This is a genomic window from Cupriavidus yeoncheonensis (assembly GCF_905397275.1).
Taxonomy (GTDB): Bacteria; Pseudomonadota; Gammaproteobacteria; order Burkholderiales; family Burkholderiaceae; genus Cupriavidus; species Cupriavidus yeoncheonensis.
The window spans coordinates 1-23,778 of the sequence record NZ_CAJPUY010000008.1; the positions used below are offsets into that span (position 1 = coordinate 1).

Here is a 23,778-nt window from a genome sequence, read left to right on the forward strand (position 1 = left end):
TTGTTAAAGAACCCGCCCTTTCGGACCCGCACCGGCTTTGCCGTTTGCGTCGCTGCGTCAGCAGCAGAGAAACGAGATTATGCAGAACTTTCTTCGTTTCGTCAACCAGGTCAGCAATCTTTTTTGCTTCGGTCCGCCGCGCCAACTTCGCGCCGCCGAACCACCCGGTCCACCCCGCAACCCTTGCCAGCCCTGCCTTGCAGCGCCGCGTTGTGTTGCGAGGGGGCGAATAGTACGGCAGCCTGCAGGGCTTGGCAAGCGCTTTTTAAGAACACTCTGACGCCGGCCGCCAGGGCCCTTAGAATCAGGCCATGCAGGACATCTCTCCCTCTCTCGCAGACCAACCGCCAGCAGAAGCGACTTACGCCGATGCACAGTCCCTCGCGGCAGCGCTGTCTCGCCCCATTGTCTTCGTGGATCTGGAAACCACCGGCGCCGATGCCCAGCACGACCGGATCACCGAGATCGGTGTCGTCGAAGTCGGCCCCGACGGGATTCAGGAGTGGGACACGCTGCTGGACCCCGGCACAGGCATCCCCCCGTTCATCCAGCGCCTGACCGGCATCACGAATGAGATGGTCCGAGGCCAGCCCACTTTCGCGTCGATCGCTGAGACGCTGGCTGAGCGCCTGCAAGGTCGCCTTTTCGTCGCCCACAACGCGCGCTTCGACTACGGATTCCTGAAGAACGAATTCCGCCGCGCGGGGCTCACCTTCCGCGCGGATGTCCTGTGTACGGTCAGGCTGTCGCGCTCCCTGTTCCCGTCGGCGGCAAAGCACGGACTTGATGCGATCGTCGCCCGCTTCGGGCTCGAGCCCCGCGCACGGCACCGGGCGCTGGCCGATGCCGAGCTGCTCTGGCAATTCTGGCAGAAGATCCATGCGCTCTACTCTGTCGAACTCATCGCTGCCGCCACGCAAGCGCTGATCCGGCGCGCCAGCTTGCCCGCCGGCCTCGAAGAGACGGCGCTGGATGACGTGCCGGATACCGCGGGTGTCTATCTCTTCTATGGCGACAACGAAGCGCCTCTTTATGTTGGCAAGAGCGTGCATTTGCGGCAACGAATCGGCGCGCATTTTTCAGGCGATTACCGCGTCGGCAAGGACATGCGCCTGGCCCGGCTCGTCCGGCGCGTGGAATGGCGCGAGACCGGCGGCGAAATCGGCGCCCTGTTGCTCGAAGCGAGCCTGGTCAAGTCCATGCAGCCGGTCCACAACCAGATGCTGCGCCGGAACACCAGGCTATACACGTGGGAACTGCCCCCGGAGTTGCCCGTGCCGCGCCTGCGCTCGGACATCGACACAGATTTCAGTCGACGTGGCCACCTGTACGGCGCGTTCCCCAGCCGCGGCGCAGCGCACGCCTGGCTGCGCCGGCTGGCTGACGAACATCAGCTCTGCCAGGCAACGCTCTCGCTGGAGAAGACGACACGCGCGGGCAGCCCCTGCTTCGCGCGTCAGATTCACCGGTGTGAGGGGGCCTGCGTCGGCCTAGAGAGTTTCCGCCGCCACCGCGCGAGAATCGCCGCGGCCATGGCGGAAGCGGAACTCAAACCCTGGCCCTTCGGCGGCCCTGTGGCCTGGCCCGAGGTTTCGGGAACGCAGACCTGGTGGCATGTCGTGGAGGACTGGTGCTATCTCGGCTCAGTGCGAACCCGGGAGGACGCCGCGGCCCTGCTTGCAGCGCCAGCACGTTTCGAACTCGATACCTATCAAATCCTGGCTTCGCGGCTGCCGCAGTGGATGCCCCACGTGGTGCACCTGAGGTCGACACGCAGCTTCGAGCTTGCCTTTTACGAGGCTTCCGCCCCCGACGATCATGCCCGCCCGACAGCGTTGCGCCCGCGGGTATCGGGCAAGCCGACGGCTCGGCAGCAACCGTCGCCAGGCCTATTCAACGACTGACGCGCCGAAGTTCCGGGCCTCCGTGCGCCAGCACGCACAGCCCGCTTGCACCGGTCGGAGCGGCTCCGCTAGCCTTTTATCGAGGGGCTTGGCGCCCTGATGTGCAGCCGCGGAGTCGCCCATGCCGGCCTCATGTTTCCTTCTCCCCGCCCTGCGCGCGCGCAGGACAGCGATCCTTCGCACTGCACCCGCCGCAGCAGCCGCACTAGCCATGATCCTGACTGGCGCTTGCGCCAGCATCGAAAGCGACACGATGCGCAGCCTGCTCGACTCCTGGAAGGGCATCCCCATCGATGAAGCCAAGGCACAGTGGGGGCCGCCGCTGACCGTGCAGGCGGTACCAGGCGGCACCGCTTATGTTTGGCAAGACATTGTGCCGCCGCCAGCCAAGCCACAGTCCGCTGAAACCCGCGATGCCGGCGTGGATGCGCCGCGCCCGCCTGGCCGCTGCGAACGCCGGCTGGTGGCGGGGCCGGACGACGCCGTCATGTGGGGAGACTGGCGCGGCGACGCTTGCTGCGTCACCACGCTCGTCAGGTATTGCGCCGCACTGAAGCACCGCACGCGCCAATGAAGGGAAGGCGCCCGCGCAGCATCCGGCTCCCCGGGGCTCAGTCGATCTTGGCGCCAGACACCTTCACAGCCTGACCCCAGCGCTTCTGTTCAGCCACGATGGTGGCCGTGAAAGCCTCCGGCGACTGCCAGGCGGGCTCGGCGCCCTGCTGCTCCAGCCTAGCCTTGGTATCCGGGTCGGTCAGCACCGTGTGCAAAGCGTTCGACAGGCGCGCCACGATTTCCTTCGGCGTGCCCGCCGGCGCCAGCATGCCGTAGAAGCCGACCACCTCGAATCCCTTCAGGCCACCCTCCTCCAGGGTCGGCACGTCGGGCAACGCCGGCGAGCGCTGCTTCGACGTCACGCCCAGCGCGCGCACCTTGCCTGCCTTGATGTATTGCGTGAACAGCGGGATCGAATCGGCCATCATCTGCGCCTGACCGCCCATTACGTCGGTCAAGGCCGGCGCGCTGCCCTTATAGGGGATGTGCACGATGAACGTGCCCGAGGCCTGCTTGAACAACTCGGGCATCAGATGGGAGATGCCGCCGTTGCCGCCCGACGCAAAATTCAGCTTGCCCGGGTTGGCCTTGGCATAGGCGATGAACTCCTTGAGGTTGCGCGCCGGCACGTTGTTGTTCACCACCATTACAAGCGGGATCAGAGCGGTTCGCGCCACCGGTGCGAAGTCCTTCGGCATGCCGTACGGCAGCTTCGGATACAGCGAGTTGTTGATGGCCATCTGCCCGGTATTGGCCAGCAGCAGGGTGTAGCCGTCCGGGGCCGACTTGGCGACGTTGTCGGAGCCGATATTGCCCGCGGCGCCGGCCTTGTAGTCGAGCACGATCGACTGGCCAAGCAGCGGCTGCAGCTTTTCCGCCAGCACGCGCGCGTGCGTATCGACCGGGCCGCCCGGCGGGAACGCCACCACCAGCCGGATGGGCTTCTCGGGCCATGCCGCTTGCGCGGTCCCCATGGCGATGGCAAGCGGTGCCGCCGCCAGGGCAAACAGCGCACGCCGGAAGCGGTTCGGACGGGATTGCGGCTCGTGCTTCGACGTCTTCATGTCTTCTTTCTCCTCGTATGAGCCACGGTGGATGTCCGGCAGCAGCCGCTGGCATCCGGCATGGCCAGCCGCTATTGTGACGTTTTTATGACACCCATGTGGCCTCTTACATGGATCTCCTGGCTGAGCAGACGCTCACCGGTCATGCCTCCCGGCGGCCACTTCCTTCCAGGTTCCGGTTTTTGCCAGCCACGGCGAGTACTCACGAAGCTGCCAGCGCCATGGCAGCGCATGCTCGCGATGCACGACGGAGGCCACATGCACCCGCACCAGCCGCTCCGCGCCGGCGAAGCCGTGCAACTCGGCGCCATCCCAGATCACTTCGGCGTCGCCGCTGACATGCAGCAGGCTACCGTTGCCAAAGTCCGGCACGAGGAGCCCGGCACGGGGATTGACCAGCAGGTTGCCAATGGTATTGAAGAGGTTGTTGCCATTGAAATCAGGAAAGGTCAGCGTGCGCGCGTCGTCCACGCGAATGAAGCCGGGCCTGCCGCCGCGGTGAGACACGTCGACGCCTTCGCCGTTGGCGACCTCGTCACCCACGCCTGGCTTCGCATGATAGTGACTGGCAATGAACAGCGTGTCCGCACGGCTCAGCAGCGCGACGGACGCCGGGTCCAGTTCGCTTCCTTGCCACGCAGCTGCCGACGGCTCCGCAGACGGAACGGGACTCAGGTCGCGCAACTGGATATAGCGCGGGCAATTGCCGAAGCTCTGCTCGACTGCCACAGTGAAGCCACGATCATCGCGCACGGCGATGGTGCCGTTCATGCGATTGCGGCGCCGCGTCGGCAGTTCGATGCCGAGCAATCCGATGCCGGCCCCTTCCTCCAGCAATCCCAGGAGGGGATCGCCGGCCATGGGCAGTGCATCGATGCGCAGGTGGCCCGGGTCCGGCGACCAGGCAAACCCAGGCGCCCCGGTCAGCAGCGTCGCCCACGGCAGCCCGCCGTCATCGATCGCACTGGCAACCATGAACGGCAGCTGGCCGAAGAACGTCCGGTGCTGCTCGGGCATCTCGGCACGGATCATGCGCCGCCCGGCAGATGCCATCTGCTCACGCACGCCTGTCCGCTCCTGGGCTGCAATCTCGCCGGCATGGAAAGATGAATCGTGATCAGGGCGTACGGGCAGTTCCATGATGGACTCCTGGGTAATCGAAGCCTTTTCGGGCAGCGCGCTTGCTCGTGGTCAGGCGGCGAGCCCGACGCGCGACACCGGCATCGGGACGAATCCCGGCAGCGCCTCGATGCGCCGCAGCCAGGCGTTGAGCGCCGGGTAAGGCGACAGCGCGACGCCGCCCTCCTCCGCCCGCGCGATATAGCTGTATGCCGCCACGTCTGCGAGCGTGGCGTGACTGGCCGCCAGGAATGGCTGATGGGCCAGGATCGGCTCCATCAACGCGAACAGGCGGGTGGCGCGGGCGCGTGCCTCCTCAACCGGTAGCGCAGCGCCGAACAGCACGGCCAGGCGCGCGGCGGCAGGGCCGGATGCAATCTCGCCAGCGGCAACCGACAGCCAGCGCTGCACCGTCGCGGCCCCGGCCGGATCACGCGGAAGCCAGTTGCCGTCGTCATAGCGCGTGGCCAGATAGACGAGGATGGCATTCGAGTCGCTGACGATGGTGCCGCCATCATCGAGCACCGGCACCTGCCCGAACGGATTGAGGCGCAGGAACGCCTCGCGCTTGTGCTCGCCGCCGCGCAGGTCGACGTCCACCGACCGGTATGGCAGGCCCAGTAACGAAAGCATCAGTTCGGCGCGGTGTGCGTGGCCTGACAGCGAGAATCGATACAGGATCAGCTGCGTCGAGGGCGGCTGCGTCGAGGGCGGTGCGGAGGGGACGGTCGGATTTGGCATGGCAGCTCCATTGGCTGGGTGGAATGCAGTCATTGTGGGAACCTCCAGCCGTGCAATAAAGACGATCAACCGTATTTGACTACTCCGGAAATCGGAGTAATGTGCCGCCATGGACAAGCTGAGAGCCATGCAGACTTTCGTGCGCATCGTCGACGACGGCAGCCTGACTGCCGCCGCCGCGTCGCTGGATTCCTCGCTGCCCGCGGTGGTGCGGACGCTGGCCGCGCTGGAGTCGGCGCTGCAGGTGCGGCTTCTCAACCGCACCACGCGCCGCCTGTCGCTCACCGACGAGGGCCGGCGCTATCTCGACAGCTGCCGGCGCATCCTTGCCACCCTCGACGAGGTGGAAGCCGGACTGACCGAGCGCCACGTGGAGCCGACCGGCCAGCTCCACCTGACAGCGCCGATGCTGTTCGGCCAGATGTATGTGGCGCCCGCCGTGACACGCTTTGCGCAGCGCTACCCGAAGGTGCAATGCCGGATGTCATTCACGGACCGCGTCGTCAACCTGCTCGAAGAGGACCTCGATGTCGGCGTGCGCATCGGTCCACTGGCCGATTCCACGCTGGTCGCGCAGACCGTCGGCCACATCCGCCGGGTGGTAGTGGCCACGCCCGCAGTACTGCGCCGCCACGGCGTGCCCCGGCATCCGGATGAACTGGCCCAGGTCGCGTGCATCCGCGTGACCGGCACCAGCGCACACTGGTGGACCTTCCAGGAGCAAGGCAAGGAATTCCAGGTGCCGGTCACGGGCAATCTGGAATTCAACCAGACGGCTCCCGCGGTGGCCGCGTGCGCAGCTGGCGCGGGCTTTGGCCATTTCCTGTCCTACCAGGTCGACGACCTGGTCCGGCAACGGCAATTGCGCATCGTGCTCGAGCGTTTCGAACTGCCCGCCTGGCCGCTCTCGCTGATCTATCCGCACGCGCGCCTGCTGCCGGCCCGCACCCGCGCATTCCTGGCATGGATGCGCGAGGATCTCGAGCCACGCTTTCGCTGAAACGAGCGCGCGGCGGCACGCCGGTGCAGCGGGCCGCAGGTGACGCACCAGGCCGAAATGGAAGAAGGCGCTTGACGTCCCGGCCACCCTGCCCGTATGGTTCAAAACCGAATCATAATTCGAATTATATAAATACAACTATGCGAGACATGACACCAGGAGGCACCTTCCCGTCTTCCGCCTTTCCGCGCGTGGAGACCCCCTCGATCCTGCAGCCCCCGCGCCAGCGCCGCGCGCGCGAAACCGAGCAGGCACTGCTCGGCGCGGGACGCGAACTGCTCGCGCAGCGGGACTTTGCAGCGGTATCCGTGGCCCAGATCGCCGCGGCGTGCCAGGTGTCGGTGGGTGCCTTCTATGGCCGCTTCCGCGACAAGATGGCCTACTTCGAAGCCCTGCGCGCCCTGGTGATCGAAGAAACGGCCGAGTCGGTCAAACGCTACCTGAGCCAGCAGCGCTGGGAGGACGTCCCGACGCACACGGTGCTCGAGAAGGCCATGCGCTTCCTGGTGCTCGGCGTCATTGCCAACCGTGGCGTCATCCGCGCTTCGCTCCGGCATGCATCGACTCGCCCGGAGGAATGGCTGCCTCATCGCCAGAACGGCGACGAGGTGGTCGAGCGCATGGTGCTGCTGCTGGTGCCGCGCCTGGCTTTGCCGACCGCCGAGGCTGAGCAGCGCGTGCGCTTTGCCATGCAGGCGGTGTTCAGCATGCTGGTCAACGCGGTACTCAACGATTCCGGGCCATTGCATCTGGACGACGAACGGCTGCCTGGCGAGATGACTCGCATGCTGACCGGCTACCTGGGCGTGGAAGTCGCGCCGGCCTGAGTCCGCGTTGCGCGCCCCGTGGTCCCGGCCGCAGGTAATGCAGGCCGGCGATAGCCGCTATGAATTTCCATGCGCCTTGCTTTGACGGCGCATGCAAGCCCCCTAGAATCCGCCTACACACTGGGGGCCCGTCGGCGCATCCAGCCCTTCCTGCCGTCGCTCCGCGCTTTCGCGGAGCAGCGGCACTTCGAACCTCGAGATCCTCCATGGCAACCCTCTTCCTCGTCCGGCACGGACAGGCCTCGTTCGGCGCGGCCAACTACGACTGCCTCTCCGAAACCGGCCGGCAGCAGGCGCGCTGGCTCGGCGAGTACTTCCGTGATCGGGGCCTCAGCCTCAAGCGCGTCGTGGCCGGCACGCTGGTGCGCCAGCAGGACACGGCCTCCGAAATCCTTTCGGCCATGGGCATTGCGGGATCCTCGATGGAATCGCATCCGGGCCTGAACGAATACGACGGCGAGGCGCTGTACCGGTCCTATACCGGCGGCGCCGACCATCGCGTCCACCAGAACGGCGACTACCATGACTACTGGCGCACGTTCAGGGCCGCCTATCACGCCTGGACCCAGGACACCCTGGCCGATATGCCGGAATCATGGGCCGAGTTCGGTGCGCGCATCCAGGGGGCGCTGACGCAGGCGTGCGAAGGTACCTCGCGTGAAGATGCCATCCTGGTGGTCAGCTCGGGTGGCGCCATCGGCCGCGCCACTGCGGACCTGCTTGGCGCTCCCGCGCAGACGGCCATCGAGCTGAACCTTCAGTTCCGCAATACCGCGTTCTGCGAAATCATTGTCGGCCGCGGCACGCGGCGCTTGCTGAGCTTCAACAGCGTGCCGCACCTGGAACTGCCGGACCGCCGCAGCGCGCAGACGTTCGCCTGAGTGCGCGGCGCCTGGCGCCGTGAATCGGTCCTGCCGGATGGAATCCCGGGACCCGCGCCGGGATTGGAGTGTGATCCCGGCAACTGGCGCGGGCACTTTGACATGCCCGCGCCGCCGGTCCTTCTCCCTTTACACTTCTCTGCCAGCGTCCTTGCGACGCCGGTCGGAACAGTGGCGCTGCCCATTGCCTTGGTTTTGGCCTGCGCCGCCCCGGCGACTGGCGCAGGCACTTTGACATGCCCGCGCCGCCGGTCCTGCTCCCTTTACACCTTTTACCCCTTGCCCTCCGCCGTACCGCGCGGAGACCGGTTGCCCGGCGCAGCGCCTACAGGCGCTCGATAATGGTGACGTTGGCCAGCCCGCCGCCTTCGCACATGGTCTGCAGGCCGTAGCGCTTGCCATGCGTGTGCAGCGCATGGATCAGCGTGGTCATCAGCTTGGCGCCCGAGCCGCCCAGCGGATGGCCCAGCGCGATGGCACCGCCATGGATGTTCAGGCGTTCCGGATCGGCACCCGTCGCCTTGAGCCACGCGAGCGGCACCGGGGCAAATGCCTCGTTCACTTCGTACAGGTCGATGTCATGGATGCTCATGCCGGCCTTCCTGAGCGCGTGCTGCGTAGCCGGCAGCGGCGCTTCCAGCATGATCACCGGATCATGGCCGATCACGGTCATGTGGTGCACGCGTGCCAGCGGCTTGACGCCCAGCTTCTTCAGGCCGGCTTCGTTGACCACCATCAAGCCTGCCGCGCCGTCGCAGATCTGGCTGGCCGTGGCCGCGGTCACGCGCCCGCCGTCGGCGATCAGCTTGACGCTGCCGATGGATTCCAGCGTGGAATCCGCCCGAATGCCTTCGTCGGCAGTATGCATCTCGCCGTTGCGGGTGCCATCGGCCAGGCGAGCCTCCACCGGCACGATCTCGGCATTGAAGCGGCCCGCGCGGGTCGCGGCGGCGGCGCGCTGGTGGCTCAGCAAGGCGTAACGGTCCAGGTCCTCACGCGACAGGCCGTAGTTGCGCGCGATCATTTCCGCGCCCGTGAACTGGCTGAACTGCACACCCGGGTAACGCTGCTCGACGTTCGGGCTCTTCGGCACGCCAAAGCCGTTCTTGGCCGGCAGCTGCGACGACAGGCCCATCGGCACGCGCGTCATGCTCTCCACGCCAGCGGCAATGACGATGTCCATCGCGCCGGACATCACCGCCTGCGCGGCAAAGTGCAGCGCCTGCTGCGACGAACCACACTGGCGGTCGACCGAGGTGCCCGGCACGCTCTCGGGCAGGCGCGAGGCCAGGATGGCGTTGCGCGCCACGTTGCCGGCCTGTTCGCCGACCTGGCTCACGCAGCCCATGATGACGTCTTCGATCAGCGCGGGATCGGCACCGGTGCGGTCGAGCAGCGCGTTGAGCACCTCCGCGGCCAGGTCGGCCGGATGCCAGCCGGCAAGCCTGCCGCCCTTGCGCCCACCCGCGGTACGTACCGCACCAACGATATATGCCTCTGCCATGTGGATCTCCTTGAACGGTGCCGGCAATATGATCAGCCGTATAGCCTCGATGCTCGTATTCTGGTGGCCTCATCAGGCGCGCGCGTCGTCGGAAGCGACGAACCGCACGCCGCCCCCCTCCCCGCTCAGGTCCGCGGCCCGAGCACGGCAAAGATGGCGGTAGCGCGCAGCAGGCAGCGCTCCCCGCTCATCACGCGGCATGTGCCATAGCGCAGGCGCGACCCGAGCTTGTCGAACTCCACGCGCGCCTCGAGCCAGTCGCCGACGCGCGCGGCGTCGAGGTAGTCCAGGCTCAGGTTGACGGTGACGGCGTTATTCTTCCGCTCGGTCTCGACCTGCATCATCATGCCGATCGCCGTATCGGCCAGCGTGGCCAGCATGCCGCCGTGCGGAATGCCGAGATTGTTCAGATGATGCTCGCCAACGCGCACGGCCAGGGTGCGGCGCTGCAGATTGACGTACAGCTGGCCGAAGTGGCCCATGTAGCCATCCAGCTTGCTCAAGGCCGCGAATCCCTCGGGCACGACTTCAGCGTCATCGCCGGTTGCCATGTTGGCAATGTCCCCTTCCGCCATGGCTTCAGCCGAAATAGCGCGTGGCGACGCCGAGCTGCTCGCGGCACTCGGCTACCATGCGTGCGATCAGTTCTTCACAGCTCGGCACATCGTCGATCAGGCCCACGCACTGGCCCGCGCTGACGATGCCGCCATCGGGCTCGCCCGACACCAGTGCCGCCTTGCCACGCTGGCCCGTGACCAGGTGCCGCACTTCTTCGAACTGCGCGCCACCGGGACGGCGTTCGATGCTGACCACCTCGTCGGACACGGCATTCTTCAGCACGCGCGCGGTGTTATGCATGGTGCGGAAGATCAGGTTGGTATCGCGCTCGCTCGCACCGACCAGCGCCTGCTTGATGTTGTCGTGGATGGGGGCTTCGCGCGTGGCGCAGAAGCGCGTGCCCATGTTCACGCCCTCGGCGCCCAGCACCAGGGCCGCCGCCATGCCGCGGCCATCCGCGATGCCGCCCGACGCGATGACGGGAATCTGCAGCCGGCGCGCCGCCAGCGGAATCAGCACCATGCCGGGCACATCGTCTTCGCCGGGATGGCCCGCGCACTCGAAGCCGTCGATCGACACCGCATCGACACCCAGGCGCTCGGCCGACAGCGCATGGCGGATCGCCACACACTTGTGGATCACCCTCAGGCCGGCGGCCTTGGCGCGCGCAATGTGTTCCCTGGGGTTGTTGCCCGCCGTTTCCAGCACTTTGACGCCGCTTTCGATGATGGCATCGAGATAGCGCGCGTACGGCGGCGGGTTGATCGACGGCAGCAGCGTGAGGTTGACGCCGAAGGGACGATCGGTCATGGCGCGGCAGCGGCGGATTTCCTCGGCCAGCGCCTCGGGCGTCGGCTGCGTCAGCGCGGTCAGGATGCCCAGGCCGCCGGCATTGGAGACGGCAGCCGCCATCTCGGCATAACCCACCCATTGCATGCCGCCCTGGATGATCGGGTAGCGGATGCCCAGCATTTCGGTGATACGTGTCTTCATGGTTGTCCTTGGATTCAGCCGCGCGGCCTGCTACCTGGGCAGGCTGCGCCACGCAGGGGCAGTCTAAGGTGCCCCCGCGCGCCCTAGCTTCGTCGGAAGCGACGATTGCAGGAGACGCATTCTGCACTAGTGTGGACCCGACCCACCCACGCCGCCTGACCGCCATGAGCCATCCCACCCCGACCTTCGAGACCCTGCGCTACGCCGTGGAAGACGGCGTAGCGACCATTACCCTGCACCGGCCCGAGCAGCTCAACGCCTTCACGGCCCAGATGATGCAGGACCTGATCGCCGCCTTCGACGCCACCGATGTCGACGACAACGTGCGCGCCGTCATCGTCACGGGCTCCGGCCGCGCCTTCTGCGCGGGCGCGGACCTGTCGGGCGGCAGCTCCACCTTCGATTTCGAGAAGCGCTATGGTGCGAAGCCCGACACGGCCCACCGCGACGGCGGCGGCCGCGTGTCGCTGCGCATCTTCCGCAGTCTCAAGCCGGTCATTGGCGCGGTGAACGGCGCAGCAGTTGGCGTCGGCGTGACCATGCAGTTACCCATGGACATCCGGCTGGCGTCCACCGATGCCAGGTTCGGCTTCGTGTTCGCGCGGCGCGGCATTACGCCGGAAGCCGCGTCTTCGTGGTTCCTGTCGCGCGTGGTGGGCATCTCGACGGCGCTGGAGTGGTGCTACACCGGCCGCGTGTTCTCGGCGCAGGAAGCGTTCGAGCGCGGCCTGGTACGTTCGCTCCATGCACCCGAGGACCTGTTGCCCGCCGCCCGCGCCATCGCGCGGGAAATCGCCGATAACGCGGCGCCTGTGTCGGTCGCCATCTCGCGCCAGCTGATCTGGCGCATGGCCGGGGCCAGCCACCCGATGGAGGCGCACAAGCTCGACAGCCGGGCGATCCAGTCGCGCGGCCGTTCGGCCGACGTCAAGGAAGGCGTCAGCGCGTTCCTCGAGAAACGCCCCGCAGCCTTCCCCGATCGCGTTTCGGAAGACATGCCGGACTTCTTCGAATGGGGCGGCGAGCCGCCGTTCGCCTGAACAGGGGTCAACATGAAAGTCAGCCAGGCGGTGGACAGCCGCAAATCCGTGCGTGGTTTCCTGCCGAAGCCCGTTGATCCCGATACCATCCGCCGCGTGCTGGGCGCCGCGGCACGCGCGCCCTCGGGCGGCAACCTGCAGCCCTGGCACATCCACGTGATCGGCGGCGCGGAGATGGATCGGCTCAAAGGCATCATGCGCCAGCGCGTGGCGGAAGCGCCCGGCGGCGAAGACCGCGAGTACGACATCTATCCGCGCGAACTGGCCTCTCCCTACCGCGACCGGCGCTTCGAAGTCGGCGAGGCGCTATACCGCTGCCTGGACATCCCGCGCGAAGACAAGCAACGGCGCCTGGCGCAGTTCGCCAACAACTTCGCGTTCTTCGGTGCGCCGCTGGCGCTGTTCTGCAGCGTCGACCGGCGCATGGGGCCGCCGCAATGGTCCGACCTTGGCATGTACCTGCAGACGGTGATGCTGCTGCTGCGCGAGGAGGGCCTGGATAGCTGCGCGCAGGAATGCTGGGCGATCTATCCGCAGACCCTCGGCAGCTTCCTGTCGCTGCCGCCGGAGCGGATGCTCTTCTCGGGCATGGCGATCGGCTACGAAGATCCCGAAGCTCCCGCCAACCGGTTGCGCGCGCCCCGCGCGCCGCTGGAGGCGTTCGCCGAGTTCATGGGCATCTGAACGGCCAACAAGGCGCGCCGCTCCGGCGCGCCTTTTTACAGCAGCCCGAGCTGCCTCGCGATGGCCACCGCCTGCGTGCGGTTGCTGGCGTGCAGCTTGGCGCTGATATTGCGCAGGTGCGTGCGCACGGTGGTTTCCGACACGAACAGCCGCTGCGCCATGGCGACGTTGGAGAAGCCTTCGGCCAGCAATTGCAGCACCTTCTGCTCCTTCGGCGTCAGCGGTTCCACAAGTGGCGCCGGTGCGGGCTGGTTTGCCGGCGCCGCGTCCGGTCCCATGCCACAGGCTTCGAGCAACTTTTCCACATAGGCCGATGGCAGGTTGCCGCCTTGTCTCGCGCAGGCCTGCGCCACGAGGCGGCGCACCTCGTCGCCCTCATCGGCAAAGATGCGGACAAAGCCTTCCGCCGCACCGAAGCGCAGCGCTTCACCCATGACCACGAGCGCCTGCGCGCCGTCGCCCGTGCGCTGGTACGCCTGCGCCAGCAGGATGCGCAGCTTCAGCGCGCGCCGCATGAGCTGGTTGGACACCGCGGCCGCCAGTTCGCGCTCCAGCGCCTCGCGCACCTGCGCAGTGGGCTCGACATGCAACGCCAGCCGCAAGCGGCCGACGGTGATGTCCTCGACATCGCTGGCAAAGGAACTGACGCCCGGCCGCGTCCGCCACAGCGCAGGGTCGGCGGCGCGCAGCAGGGCTTCTTCGGCGGCATGCCGGTTGCCCTGGCGCAAGGCCAGGCGCGCGCGCTCGAGCATCGCGGACATGACCAGGCGCGTCAGGCCCCGGTGGTGCCCGAGGTGCTCCAGCGCGGCCAGCCACTCATGGGCCTGATCGGCTTCGCCACGCTCGAACGCAATGCGCGCCAGCACCAGATGTCCGGTAATGATCTGGTCCGGCAGGCCCAGGTCTCGCGACAGGGGCAGGTACACATTGAGCAGCCGGCCGGCGCGATCGGAATCGCCGCTCTCATAGAGTCCCTCGGCCAGCAGGATGCACGCCATGGCGTTGCCGTTGGTCGGCCCGAACCGGTTCGGCAGCATGGTGCGCGCGGCAATGCGGAAGCGCCCCAGCGCCTGCTGCAGCCGTCCCTGGCGCAGGTCGATCAGCCCTTCCACCGACTCCGAGAAGATCTTGTTGAAGTTGCTGTCCGAGCCGCGCACGGCCTGGCGCGCCACGGCCAGCAGCCGGCGCGCCTCGCCATAGTCGCCGCTGACCGCCGCCAGCCGCGCCATCGACGTGGCGAGAATGGCATCGGGAAAGGCATAGCCCATCGGCAGCGGCGGCAGCTCGTTGCGCGCAAAGGCGCGGGCATCGTCGAAGCGATCCATCATGTTGAGCAGCATGTGCCGCAACGCACGCACATGGGCCAGCAGCTCGCCGGCAGCGCCTTCGGTGGAAGCGGCCTGCAGCAAGGCAATGGCCTCCGCCGGGCCGCGCGTGAACGACACCGCCCACGCGCGCGCGATCTGCAGCTTGGGCCAGCGCGCCAGTTCGTCGGGCGGCACCACCTCGAGCCAGCGCGTCAGCAGCCGCATGCGGCCCTGCGCCAGCAGCTCGCCCGCCGCGCTGTCCAGCAGCTGCAGCGCATGGGCCACGGCCCCGGCGGCAAACGCATGTTCGATGGCCGGCACCGGGCGCCCCTGCCCTTCGTACCAGCGCGAGGCCGCCATGTGCAGCCCGGGCACGGCCTGCGGCATGGTCTGCGCGAGCTGTCCGCGCAGGAAGCTGGAAAACAGGCTGTGATAGCGATACCACTGCTGCGGCGGCTCGCCCGTGCCGCGTTCGCCGTAGCGCTCGCTTTCCAGCGGCAGCAGGAACAGGTTGGCACGCTCCAGCCAGGCCAGGATGTCGGCGCTGTTGCCGGCCGGCGCGTCGCCATCGACGGGTGCCGGGGGCTGCGGGCCTGACTGGTACAGCGCGTCGCACAGCGGTCCGCACAACTGGTCGAGGATCGACGTGCGCAACAGGAAATCGCGCACCGGCTCGGGCAGGTGGTGAAAGACGTCCTCGACCAGGTAATCGGCAATGGCCGCGTTCGAGCCCGAGAAGCCTGCGATGAAGGTCTCGGGCTGCGCGCGCCGCTCCATGGATACCGAGGCCAGCCACAGCGCGGTGGGCCACCCTTCGGTACGCCGGTGGAGCACGCTGATGGCGGCCTGCTCCAGCTTCAGGCCACGCGCCTGGCGCAGGAACGATTCGGTTTCGCTGGCGCTGAAGCGCAGCTGGGCGGGCTCGATCTCGAGCAGTTCGCCACGCGCGCGCAGCCGGCCAAGGCCGGTCTCCGGTACCCAGCGCGTGCCGACCACGACGCGCGCGCCCGGCGGCAGGCTTTCGACGAGTTGCCAGACCAGCCCCACCACGGCCGGGTTCTGCAGGGCTTCGAAGTCGTCCAGGAACAGCGTGAAGGCGCCATGATGCCGCGCCACGCGGTCCATCAGCGCGAGCGCCTGCTCGCCGGCATCCACGCCGGCATGATCGGCTGCACGACCGGGGCCGCCTTCCAGTACCTGCGACAGCGCCACCTCCAGCGAACCGAGGAAGCGCGTGGCGTCATTGTCGGCACGGTCCAGCGTCAGCCAGACCGTCGGCACGCCCGCCGCTTCCAGCCGCGCCCGGCATTGCAGCATGGCCGTGGTCTTGCCGAAGCCCGCCGGCGCGCGCACCAGCACGAGCCGCACGAAGCCGGCCGCGCAGACGGTGTCGCAGATGGCCGCTCGCTCGACCTGGTAAGGGGACAGCAGGGGTGGCCGCAGTTTCGCCGCCAGGGCGCCAGTGCCCGCGCCCGGCGCCGGGCGCCGGGCAGTCTCCTCTTTGCTCGCCATTGGCTAGTTTGTGCTCCGCATCCGGGTTCAGCCTTGCCCTGTGTACTGCAGGCCGGCCGGTGTGATGGCGCGGCCGTGCCCGTGAATGAACAGGGGATTATGGCGTAAACCGCCCCCGGCGTCGGCAAGCAAGGCCGCGACAGGCGATCGCGGCGCCGATGCGTCTCAGACCAGCTTGCTGCCGTGGCCGGCCCAGTAGCGGTCGCGCAGCACCCGCTTGAGCAGCTTGCCGGTCGGCAGACGCGGCAGTTCGGCCGCGAAGTCCACGGTGCGCGGGCACTTGATGCCAGACAGATTCTCGCGGCAGAACGCGATCAGCTCGGCAGCCAGTTCCGGCCCCGCTTCCGCCATGCTGGCCGGCTGCACCACGGCCTTGACCTCTTCGCCGAAATCTTCGTTCGGTACGCCGATCACGGCCACGTCCATGACCTTCGGATGGGTCATCAGCAGGTTCTCGGCCTCCTGCGGATAGATGTTCACGCCGCCGGAGATGATCATGTTGGCCTTGCGGTCGGTGAGGTAGAGGTAGCCGTCCTCGTCCACGTAGCCGATGTCGCCGATTGTGCTCCAGTCCGCGTGTCCGGGATGGCGCGATTCCCCGGTCTTGGCCGGGTCGTTGTGGTACACGAACTGGCGCCCCTCGGCAAAATAGATGGTGCCGGGTTGCCCGGGCGGCATCAGCGCACCCTCCGCGTCGCAGATGCGCAGCTTGCCGATCATGGCGCGCCCGACCGTGCCCTTGCGCTGCAGCCACTCGGGCGAGCTGACCACCGTCACGCCATTGCCCTCGGTGCCGGCGTAGTACTCCCATACGACCGGCCCCCACCATTCGATCATCTGCTCCTTGACCTGCACCGGACACGGCGCCGCGGCGTGGATGGCCGCGCGCAGCGACGACACGTCATAGCGGGCGCGCGTCTGCGCGGGCAGCTTCAGCATGCGCGAGAACATGGTCGGCACCACCTGCGTATGCGTGATGCGGTGCGCCTGCAGGAGCCGCAGGAAGTGCTCGGCATCGAAATGCTCCATCACCACCGAAGTGCCGCCGAGCGCCTGCACCGACATGTTGTAGCGCAGCGGCGCGGCATGGTACAGCGGCGCCGGCGACAGGTAGCGCATATCGGGCCCGAAGCCATACAACTTCTGGGTGAGCGCGGTCAGCGAAGTCGGTGTGTCGATGTCCGGGCTGCCCGGTGGCGCGTAGACGCCCTTCGGACGTCCGGTGGTGCCCGATGAATACAGCATGTCGCCGCCCGTGGTTTCGTCCTCGATGCGCTGGGCCGGATACCGTGCAAGCGCGGTTTCGTACGACGTGTAGCCGGGCAAGGTACCGTTTAGCATCAGGTAGCCCTTCAGGCCCGGCACCTGTTCCGTCAGCGCCGCGGCGACCTCTTGCTGTGCCCGGGACGTGATCAGCATCTGCGCGCCGCTGTCGCGGATGATGTAGGCGGCATCCGCCACGTTCAGGCGCGTGCTCAGGCAGATGAAGGTGATGCCGCTGCGCTGCGCGCCCCAGCACAGCTCGAACAGCCGCGGATGGTTTTCGATCAGGAAGGCCACCCTGTCGCCCGGCTGCAGGCCGTGGTCGCGATAGAGGCGGGCCACCTGGTTGGAACGCTCGTCCAGCTCGCGGTAGGTCACCACGGTGCCGTTGTCCATGATGACGGCCGGCTTGTCTGGGGTGCGCTGCGCGTGGACATACGGGTGCATGGTGGTCTCCTGGAATGCGAATGGGCACCGCCGCGTCGCCGGCGGCTGGACTGGATGCATTCTCATGAGCCCGGCCAGACTCGGGCATCGTCGGAAACGACGAACGGGCCGAGGCCGGTGCATGCGGCAGTGCGGCAAGAGCCGGGCCCGGGGCTTCGTCCGATGCGACGATGCGCGCGCGACCGGCTTGCGTCGAAGATGGCTGTCGCAGCACGTCCTTGCGTCATTGCCCCTTCCCATTCCGAGACATCCCTTGCCGAAAGGAGCCGCGGTGGATTTCCAGTTCAGCGAAGACCAATCGATGCTGCGCGACACGCTCGCGCGCTACCTGGCCGATCACTATGACTTCGAAGCGCGCCGCGCCGCCGTGCGTACAGAGGCCGGGTGGCGCCCCGGCTGCTGGCGCGCCTTCGCGCGCGAGCTCGGTATCCTTGGCGCCGGATTTCCCGAGGCGCTGGGCGGTCTCGGCGGCGGTGCGGCCGAACATTTGATCGTGATGGAACAATGCGGCCGGCACCTGGTGCTGGAACCGTACCTGTCGACCGTCGTACTGGGCGGCGGCGCCTTGCTGCATGGCAGCAAGGCGCTCGCAGAACAATGGGTGCCGGCCATCATCGGCGGCGAAGCCATCGTGGCCTGGGCCCACGCCGAACCGGCCAGCCGCTACTGCCGGTATGACGTGCAGGCGAGCGCGGCCGCGGACAGCGCCGGCTACGTACTCAATGGCCACAAGTCCGCGGTGGCGGGCGCACCGTTCGCCACGCATTTCGTCGTCAGCGCCCGCACCGGCGGCGCACGGCGCGACACCGATGGCATCAGCCTGTTCTGGGTGCCGCGCGACGCGCCGGGCGTGTCGCTGCGCGAGTACCCGACCATCGACGGCAACCGCGCCGCCGAAGTGCGGTTCGAGCAGGTCCGGGTGCCGTTCGGTCACCTGATCGGCGCCGAAGGCCAGGCGCTGCCCCTGATCGAACAACTGAGCGACGCCGCGCTCGTGGCGCTGAGCGCGGAAACCAACGGCGCGATGGCCCGCATGCTTGCGGACACGATCGACTATGCCCGCCAGCGCAGGCAGTTCGGCGTCGCCATCGGCAGCTTCCAGGTCCTGCAGCACCGCATGGCCGACATGGCGATGCAGCTGGAACAGTCCGTGGCATTGACCCAGGTCGCGGCCATGCAGGCCACGGCACCATGGTGCGAGCGCGCCCTGGCAGCCTGCGCGGCCAAGGCGCAGGCCGGGCAGGCCGGCCGCTTCATCGGCCAGGCCGCGGTGCAGATCCACGGCGGCATGGGCGTGACCGATGAACTGGCGGTGGGGCACTACTTCAAGCGCGTGACGGCCATCGACCTGCAGTTCGGATCGGCCGAGCACCACCTGGGCCGCTACGCCGACCTGCTCTACCCCGCGGCAGCCTGAGGCTGCGCCACCCAAACCCCAAGCATCCTTCAGTCCTTCAGCGAGGCCCGCCGATGCATCTCGAGTTCTCCGAGCAAGACCTGCAGTTCCGCGACCAAGTGCGCGCCTGGATTGCCGAGGCGTTCGACCCTGAATTGCGCGCCATGATGGCGCAAACCAAGAATGGCTACCTGGACAAGGCCGGCCAGGTGCGCTGGCAGAAGGCGCTGCACGCGCGCGGCTGGGCCGCGCCCAACTGGCCCGAGGCCTACGGTGGCCCCGGGTGGACGCCGACGCAGCGCCATATTTTCCAGTCGGAGTTGGCCGCGGCCGGCTGCCCGCCGGTGTCGCCGATGGGCCTGAAGATGGTCGCGCCCGTCATCATGAAGTACGGCACCGAAGCGCAGAAGGCGCGCTTTCTGCCGCCCATCCTGAAGTCCGATGTGTGGTGGTGCCAGGGCTACTCCGAGCCCAATTCAGGCTCCGACCTGGCATCGCTGCAGATGCGCGCCGATCTTGCCACCGACGGCGAAGGTGCCCACTACGTGCTCAACGGCTCCAAGATCTGGACCACGCATGCGCAATGGGCCGACTGGATGTTCTGCCTGGTGCGCACCAGCCGCGACGCGCGGCGCCAGGAAGGCATCTCGTTCGTACTCGTGGACATGCGCACGCCCGGCATCACGGTCGCCGCGCTACCCACGCTCGATGGCCCGATGCCCGGGCAGCAGGAAGTCAACCAGGTGTTCTTCGACAATGTGCGCGTGCCGGTCGAGAACCGCATCGGCGAAGAAGGCATGGGCTGGACGGTCGCGAAGTACCTGCTCGAGTTCGAGCGCGGCGGCACCTATGCTCCGACCTTGGGCAAGCAACTGGCAAAAGTCGCCGCGATCGCCGCCGACCAGCCTGGCGATGATGGCCGGCCGCTGCTCGAAGACGCCGGCTTCCGCCGCAGGCTGGCCCAGCTTCACCTGCGGGCGGCCGGACTGCAGGCGGTGGAGCTGAAGCTGTTCAGCGGCGTGGAATCGGGCAAATCGATCGGCGCGGCGTCGAGCATGCTCAAGCTGCTGGGGACGGAGGCCATGCAGGCCATCAGCGAACTGGCCGTGGAAGCGGCCGGCCCGGCGGCGCTGCCGTTCGTGCAGGACACCTGGGCCGAAATCCAGGGCCGGGAGGCACCGCCGCGTGTCGGGCCGGAGTATGCCGCCGTGCTGGCCCCGCGTTATTTCAACTACCGCAAGGCTTCGATCTACGGCGGATCCAACGAGATCCAGCGCAATATCATTGCCAAGCTGACGCTCGGTCTCTAGCGCCATCGGTAGCTGCGCACGTTGCGCGGCAAAGGCTTGTGGCAGACAGAAGCCCGCCGAAGCGGGCTTCTGTTTGTGCAACGGGCCTGAGCTACAACGCATTGCGCGGACACCCCGCCATCACCGCAATACTCCTTCCGTCCACCGGACGCTGCCCGTTCGCCGCAGCCTGCTGGACCGCGACTTCAGAATTTCCGGCCCCGATTGCGCGGGCTCGCTTGCCCCGTCTGCCAGGCCGTTCGTCACTGCGGGGCGAATTCTGCTTGGGCTGGCACATTACGGAAAGAGTAGAACTACTCAACCTCGCGCTCTCCTTGGCAAAATTGGCTGCACAGGACCTAACTCGTTTGAGGTGTTCTGCGCGCGCGGCCTTGCACCGCCAGGCCTGGATTGCGGATCATCACGCCGCCGTCTGCGGCGCAGGGCATCGGTTTGCGATGGTATGGCGCGAACGGCGCTGCGACTTCTCCCGCAGTCGTGCCAAGGCTGCAAGGCATCGCGCCGCTGAACGAACACTTTTTTTGTAACGACGGGCTTCCGGCAGCACTGGCCACGCAATCCGGCAATTGCCGTTGCGCGCGAAGTACAGGAAAATTTCCGGCCCTCCCGGATATCGGCGGGACACATCGTCCCTACAGCAACCGCCCGGCTCGACCGGTTGAAAGACCTGGCATGGCATCAGCAGAAGGAGCAAGCACCCGTGTCGGGTAACCCATCCATCGTCTACGTGGTTGACGACGACGAGATCGTCTTGTGGCTGTACCGCGAACTGCTTCAGCACCATGGCGTGGTCCTGAGGCCGTTCACGTCGCCGCGGGCCTTTCTCGACAGCTATTCCCCGAGTCCGTGCGAATGCCTGGTCTGCGACCTGCGCATGCCGGAACTCTGCGGCCTGGGCGTCCAGAATGAACTGCTTTCCACCGGCGACTGCCTGCCCATCGTCTTCGTCTCCGGCCACGCCGAAGTGTCGTCGGTGGTGGAAGCCATGCGCGTCGGCGCATTCGATTTCCTCGAAAAACCCGTCGATGGCGAGCGCCTGGTCCGGACGGTGCACGCCGCGCTGGAGCACAGCCGCGGGCTGCACGCGAGGCGGCTGGCCCTGACCGGGCGCCGCAAGCGCCTGGCCATGCTCACGCCAAAGGAACGCGAGATTGCCGAGCACGTCGCCAGCGGCAAGTCCAGCCGCCAGATCTCCGAGGCCCTGAGCATCAGCGTGCGCACGGTGGAGAACCATCGCGCGCGCATGACCGAGAAGCTGTCTATCACCTCCGTGGCCGAACTGGTGCGGCTGCTGTACGACCTGCCCGGGTCCGGCGTCTGAACCGGAACGCCTTCACGTCCTTCCCTGCGTTGGCGAGGCCTGCGGCCTCGCCCGCCGCGCTCGATCTCCGAAGGACTCACGGCCGTTGACCTGACGGCTGCCGCCGTTCTTCCGCTGCCTCCCTGTTCACCTCCTGCATGAACGGCTTGACGCGAAGCTTTTTTCGCGCCTAAACTTTTATGAACAATACGTTCATTTTTGAACACAAGCCACCAGATGCGGATCGCCCGAAGGAATCCGTCCTGGCGCCCCCACCACTGGCAGACAGCAGGCAGACAACATGACTTCACTGAAGATCGGCATCAATGGCGCCGGCATCGGCGGCCTCGCGGCGGCGATTGCGCTGCGCAAGCTCGGCATGGACGTGACCGTGTACGAACAGGCTTCCCGCTTCGCGCGGGTAGGCGCCGACATCAACCTGACCCCGAATGCCGTGCGCGCGCTCGATGGCCTTGGCGTCGGCGACGCCTTGCGCGAAACCGCCGCGCGCCCCACCCACCGCATCAGCCGTACCTGGGACACCGGCGAGGAAACCTCGCGCCTGCCCATGTCCGATGAAGCCGAGCAGCGCTATGGCGCGCCGCAGCTCACCATGCACCGCGCCGACCTGATGAGCGCGCTGGAAAGCGCCTTGCCGGCCGCCAAGGTCAGGCTCGGCCACAAGGCCGTGGCGATCGAGCGCAATGGCGGCGGCATCACCGTGCGCTTTGCCGATGGCAGCGAAGACGAGGTCGACGTGCTGGTCGGCGCGGACGGCATCCATTCGATGGTGCGCACCGCCCTGTTCGGCCAGGAGAGCCCGATCTTCACCGGCGTCGTGGCGTACCGCGCGGTGGTACCCGCCGAACGCCTGGCCGGCGTGCCCAACCTCGATGCCTTCACCAAGTGGTGGGGCACGGATCCGGCCTCGCAGATCGTCACCTTCCCGCTCAACCGTGGGCGCGACATCTTCATCTTCGCCACCGTGGCGCAGGCAAGCTGGCGCCATGAGTCGTGGACCACGCCGGGCCGCGTGGAAGACCTGCGCAGCGCCTACGCGGGGTTCCACCCCGAAGCGCGCGTCCTGCTGGACGCCTGCGACGACGTGCTGATCTCCGCGCTGTACGTGCGCGACCCGCTGCCGTCGTGGTCGGACGGCCATGTCACGCTGATGGGCGATGCCTGCCACCCGATGATGCCGTTCATGGCGCAAGGCGCCGGCATGGCGATCGAGGACGGCGTGGTGCTGGCGCGCTGCCTGGCCGAAGCCGCGGGCGACGGCCAGGCCGCCGTGCCGGCCGCGCTTGCCTGCTACCAGCGCGCCCGCCATGAGCGCACCAGCCGCATCCAGATCGGCTCGCGCAGCAATGCCTGGCTCAAGGAAGGCGGCAACGCCGACTGGGTGTACGATTACGACGCCTGGAACGTCGCGCTGGGTTGATTCCGGCGCTGCATTGCCCGTACGGCCGCGCCTGCGCGGCCGTTTGCCTTTTCCGATGACCATGCCCAAGCAAGCACGCCACGACACCGACGACACTGCCGACAACGACGACGCCAGGGACCAGCAACTGGTCTCGCCCGTCATCCGCGGGCTGCGGCTGCTGCGCTTCATCGCCGAAGGCGGCTCGACCGCCAACCTCAGCGAGGTAGGCCGGCGCATCGACGTGAACCGCGTCACGGTGATGCGGCTGCTCGCCACGCTCGAACACGAGGGCATGCTGGAACGCCTGCCGCAGGGCGGGCACGAGGTCGGCTTCGGCTTCCTGAAGCTGGCCGCGCGCGTCCTGGCCGCCAACGACCTGACCACGTTCGCGCGGCGCGTGCTGGCGCGGCTGAGCGCTTCGCTGCAGCTCTCGGCCTATCTGGTCGTGCGCGATGGCGGCCACGCGCTCTACCTGCTGCGCGATATGCCCAACACCTCGCTGGTCAGCAATATCCAGGTCGGCAGCCGCGTGGCCGCGCACCTGACCACGCCCGGCCGCATGCTGATCGCCGATCAGCCCCCCGAGGAACTCCGCGCCTTGCTGGGCGATGACCCGCTGCCGACCGCAACCGGCCAGAGCCCCGCCACGCATGCGCGCCTGGCCGAGATCCTCGGCGCCGACCGCGAACGCGGCTGCGCGTGGAGCTTCTCCGCCTATGAGGCCGGCATCGATTCCTGCGCCGCGCCCGTGCGCGATGCCAGCGGCGAGGTGATTGCCGCGATCAGCGTGGCCGGACCGCAGCAGCGCTTCGAAGCCGACGGCACGCTTCGTGAACGCGCGGAGCGCGAAGTCAAGGCCGCCGCGCGTGACCTGTCCGCCCTGCTGGGCGACCGCACCGGGAACGGCAGCCGGCGATAGCGCAACTGCCCGCGCGAAGTGCAGCCGCTAT

Annotated in this window: 20 protein-coding genes; 12 read left to right on the forward strand and 8 right to left on the reverse strand. The window is 67.6% G+C overall.

Annotated elements, in window-relative coordinates:
* Window positions 1-311: 311 nt before the first annotated feature.
* Both KHO22_RS12240 and KHO22_RS12245 read left to right on the forward strand, forming a co-directional pair.
* The gene (locus tag KHO22_RS12240; RefSeq protein WP_211947412.1) at window positions 312-1,904 is read left to right on the forward strand and encodes an exonuclease domain-containing protein; all 1,593 of its coding nucleotides are present in this window, start codon (window positions 312-314) and stop codon (window positions 1,902-1,904) included.
* 211 nt (window positions 1,905-2,115) lie between these two features.
* Window positions 2,116-2,478 (forward strand): hypothetical protein, encoded by a 363-nt coding sequence (locus KHO22_RS12245; protein ID WP_338031336.1) that lies wholly within the window; start codon window positions 2,116-2,118, stop codon window positions 2,476-2,478.
* Between the two features lie 37 nt (window positions 2,479-2,515).
* Here the strand turns inward: KHO22_RS12245 and KHO22_RS12250 are convergent, their stop codons facing one another.
* The 3 genes from KHO22_RS12250 to KHO22_RS12260 all read right to left on the reverse strand — a co-directional run bounded on the left by KHO22_RS12250 (window position 2,516) and on the right by KHO22_RS12260 (window position 5,383).
* Window positions 2,516-3,523, reverse strand: coding sequence for a Bug family tripartite tricarboxylate transporter substrate binding protein (locus KHO22_RS12250; protein WP_211947414.1), 1,008 nt, complete (start codon window positions 3,521-3,523; stop codon window positions 2,516-2,518).
* 135 nt (window positions 3,524-3,658) lie between these two features.
* Complete coding sequence (locus KHO22_RS12255; protein ID WP_211947415.1) at window positions 3,659-4,663, reverse strand: pyridoxamine 5'-phosphate oxidase family protein; 1,005 nt, start codon at window positions 4,661-4,663, stop codon at window positions 3,659-3,661.
* A gap of 51 nt (window positions 4,664-4,714) precedes the next feature.
* The gene (locus KHO22_RS12260; protein ID WP_211947416.1) at window positions 4,715-5,383 is read right to left on the reverse strand and encodes a glutathione S-transferase family protein; all 669 of its coding nucleotides are present in this window, start codon (window positions 5,381-5,383) and stop codon (window positions 4,715-4,717) included.
* A gap of 109 nt (window positions 5,384-5,492) precedes the next feature.
* Between KHO22_RS12260 and KHO22_RS12265 the strand changes: the two genes are divergently transcribed.
* The 3 genes from KHO22_RS12265 to KHO22_RS12275 all read left to right on the forward strand — a co-directional run bounded on the left by KHO22_RS12265 (window position 5,493) and on the right by KHO22_RS12275 (window position 8,091).
* The gene (locus KHO22_RS12265; RefSeq protein ID WP_211947417.1) at window positions 5,493-6,383 is read left to right on the forward strand and encodes a LysR family transcriptional regulator; all 891 of its coding nucleotides are present in this window, start codon (window positions 5,493-5,495) and stop codon (window positions 6,381-6,383) included.
* 140 nt (window positions 6,384-6,523) lie between these two features.
* Window positions 6,524-7,210, forward strand: a complete 687-nt coding sequence (locus KHO22_RS12270) for a TetR/AcrR family transcriptional regulator (RefSeq protein WP_420839595.1) — start codon at window positions 6,524-6,526, stop codon at window positions 7,208-7,210.
* Between the two features lie 206 nt (window positions 7,211-7,416).
* The gene (locus KHO22_RS12275; RefSeq protein WP_211947419.1) at window positions 7,417-8,091 is read left to right on the forward strand and encodes a histidine phosphatase family protein; all 675 of its coding nucleotides are present in this window, start codon (window positions 7,417-7,419) and stop codon (window positions 8,089-8,091) included.
* Between the two features lie 325 nt (window positions 8,092-8,416).
* Here the strand turns inward: KHO22_RS12275 and KHO22_RS12280 are convergent, their stop codons facing one another.
* From KHO22_RS12280 to KHO22_RS12290, 3 genes are all read right to left on the reverse strand, one after another.
* On the reverse strand, window positions 8,417-9,595 hold the full coding sequence (locus KHO22_RS12280) for an acetyl-CoA C-acetyltransferase (RefSeq protein WP_211947420.1): 1,179 nt from the start codon (window positions 9,593-9,595) through the stop codon (window positions 8,417-8,419).
* Between the two features lie 125 nt (window positions 9,596-9,720).
* On the reverse strand, window positions 9,721-10,170 hold the full coding sequence (locus tag KHO22_RS12285; protein WP_211947421.1) for a PaaI family thioesterase: 450 nt from the start codon (window positions 10,168-10,170) through the stop codon (window positions 9,721-9,723).
* Window positions 10,171-10,174: 4 nt separating this feature from the next.
* The gene (locus tag KHO22_RS12290; RefSeq protein WP_211947422.1) at window positions 10,175-11,146 is read right to left on the reverse strand and encodes an NAD(P)H-dependent flavin oxidoreductase; all 972 of its coding nucleotides are present in this window, start codon (window positions 11,144-11,146) and stop codon (window positions 10,175-10,177) included.
* 164 nt (window positions 11,147-11,310) lie between these two features.
* Between KHO22_RS12290 and KHO22_RS12295 the strand changes: the two genes are divergently transcribed.
* Complete coding sequence (locus KHO22_RS12295) at window positions 11,311-12,186, forward strand: crotonase/enoyl-CoA hydratase family protein (protein WP_211947423.1); 876 nt, start codon at window positions 11,311-11,313, stop codon at window positions 12,184-12,186.
* 12 nt (window positions 12,187-12,198) lie between these two features.
* Window positions 12,199-12,870: a nitroreductase gene (locus KHO22_RS12300; RefSeq protein WP_211947424.1), complete on the forward strand. Its 672-nt coding sequence runs from the start codon at window positions 12,199-12,201 to the stop codon at window positions 12,868-12,870.
* A gap of 35 nt (window positions 12,871-12,905) precedes the next feature.
* Here KHO22_RS12300 and KHO22_RS12305 read toward each other — a convergent pair whose 3' ends face one another.
* Window positions 12,906-15,689: a winged helix-turn-helix domain-containing protein gene (locus KHO22_RS12305; RefSeq protein ID WP_211947425.1), complete on the reverse strand. Its 2,784-nt coding sequence runs from the start codon at window positions 15,687-15,689 to the stop codon at window positions 12,906-12,908.
* Between the two features lie 165 nt (window positions 15,690-15,854).
* The gene (locus KHO22_RS12310; protein WP_211947426.1) at window positions 15,855-17,399 is read right to left on the reverse strand and encodes an AMP-binding protein; all 1,545 of its coding nucleotides are present in this window, start codon (window positions 17,397-17,399) and stop codon (window positions 15,855-15,857) included.
* A 271-nt stretch (window positions 17,400-17,670) separates the two neighbouring features.
* Between KHO22_RS12310 and KHO22_RS12315 the strand changes: the two genes are divergently transcribed.
* The 5 genes from KHO22_RS12315 to KHO22_RS12335 all read left to right on the forward strand — a co-directional run bounded on the left by KHO22_RS12315 (window position 17,671) and on the right by KHO22_RS12335 (window position 23,747).
* On the forward strand, window positions 17,671-18,816 hold the full coding sequence (locus KHO22_RS12315; RefSeq protein WP_211947642.1) for an acyl-CoA dehydrogenase family protein: 1,146 nt from the start codon (window positions 17,671-17,673) through the stop codon (window positions 18,814-18,816).
* Between the two features lie 53 nt (window positions 18,817-18,869).
* Complete coding sequence (locus KHO22_RS12320; RefSeq protein ID WP_211947427.1) at window positions 18,870-20,105, forward strand: acyl-CoA dehydrogenase family protein; 1,236 nt, start codon at window positions 18,870-18,872, stop codon at window positions 20,103-20,105.
* Between the two features lie 700 nt (window positions 20,106-20,805).
* On the forward strand, window positions 20,806-21,426 hold the full coding sequence (locus tag KHO22_RS12325) for a response regulator transcription factor (RefSeq protein WP_211947428.1): 621 nt from the start codon (window positions 20,806-20,808) through the stop codon (window positions 21,424-21,426).
* A 280-nt stretch (window positions 21,427-21,706) separates the two neighbouring features.
* Entirely contained in the window at window positions 21,707-22,846 is a 1,140-nt protein-coding gene (locus KHO22_RS12330) for an FAD-dependent monooxygenase (RefSeq protein ID WP_211947429.1), read from the forward strand.
* 61 nt (window positions 22,847-22,907) lie between these two features.
* Window positions 22,908-23,747, forward strand: a complete 840-nt coding sequence (locus KHO22_RS12335; RefSeq protein ID WP_211947430.1) for an IclR family transcriptional regulator — start codon at window positions 22,908-22,910, stop codon at window positions 23,745-23,747.
* Window positions 23,748-23,778: the final 31 nt, after the last annotated feature.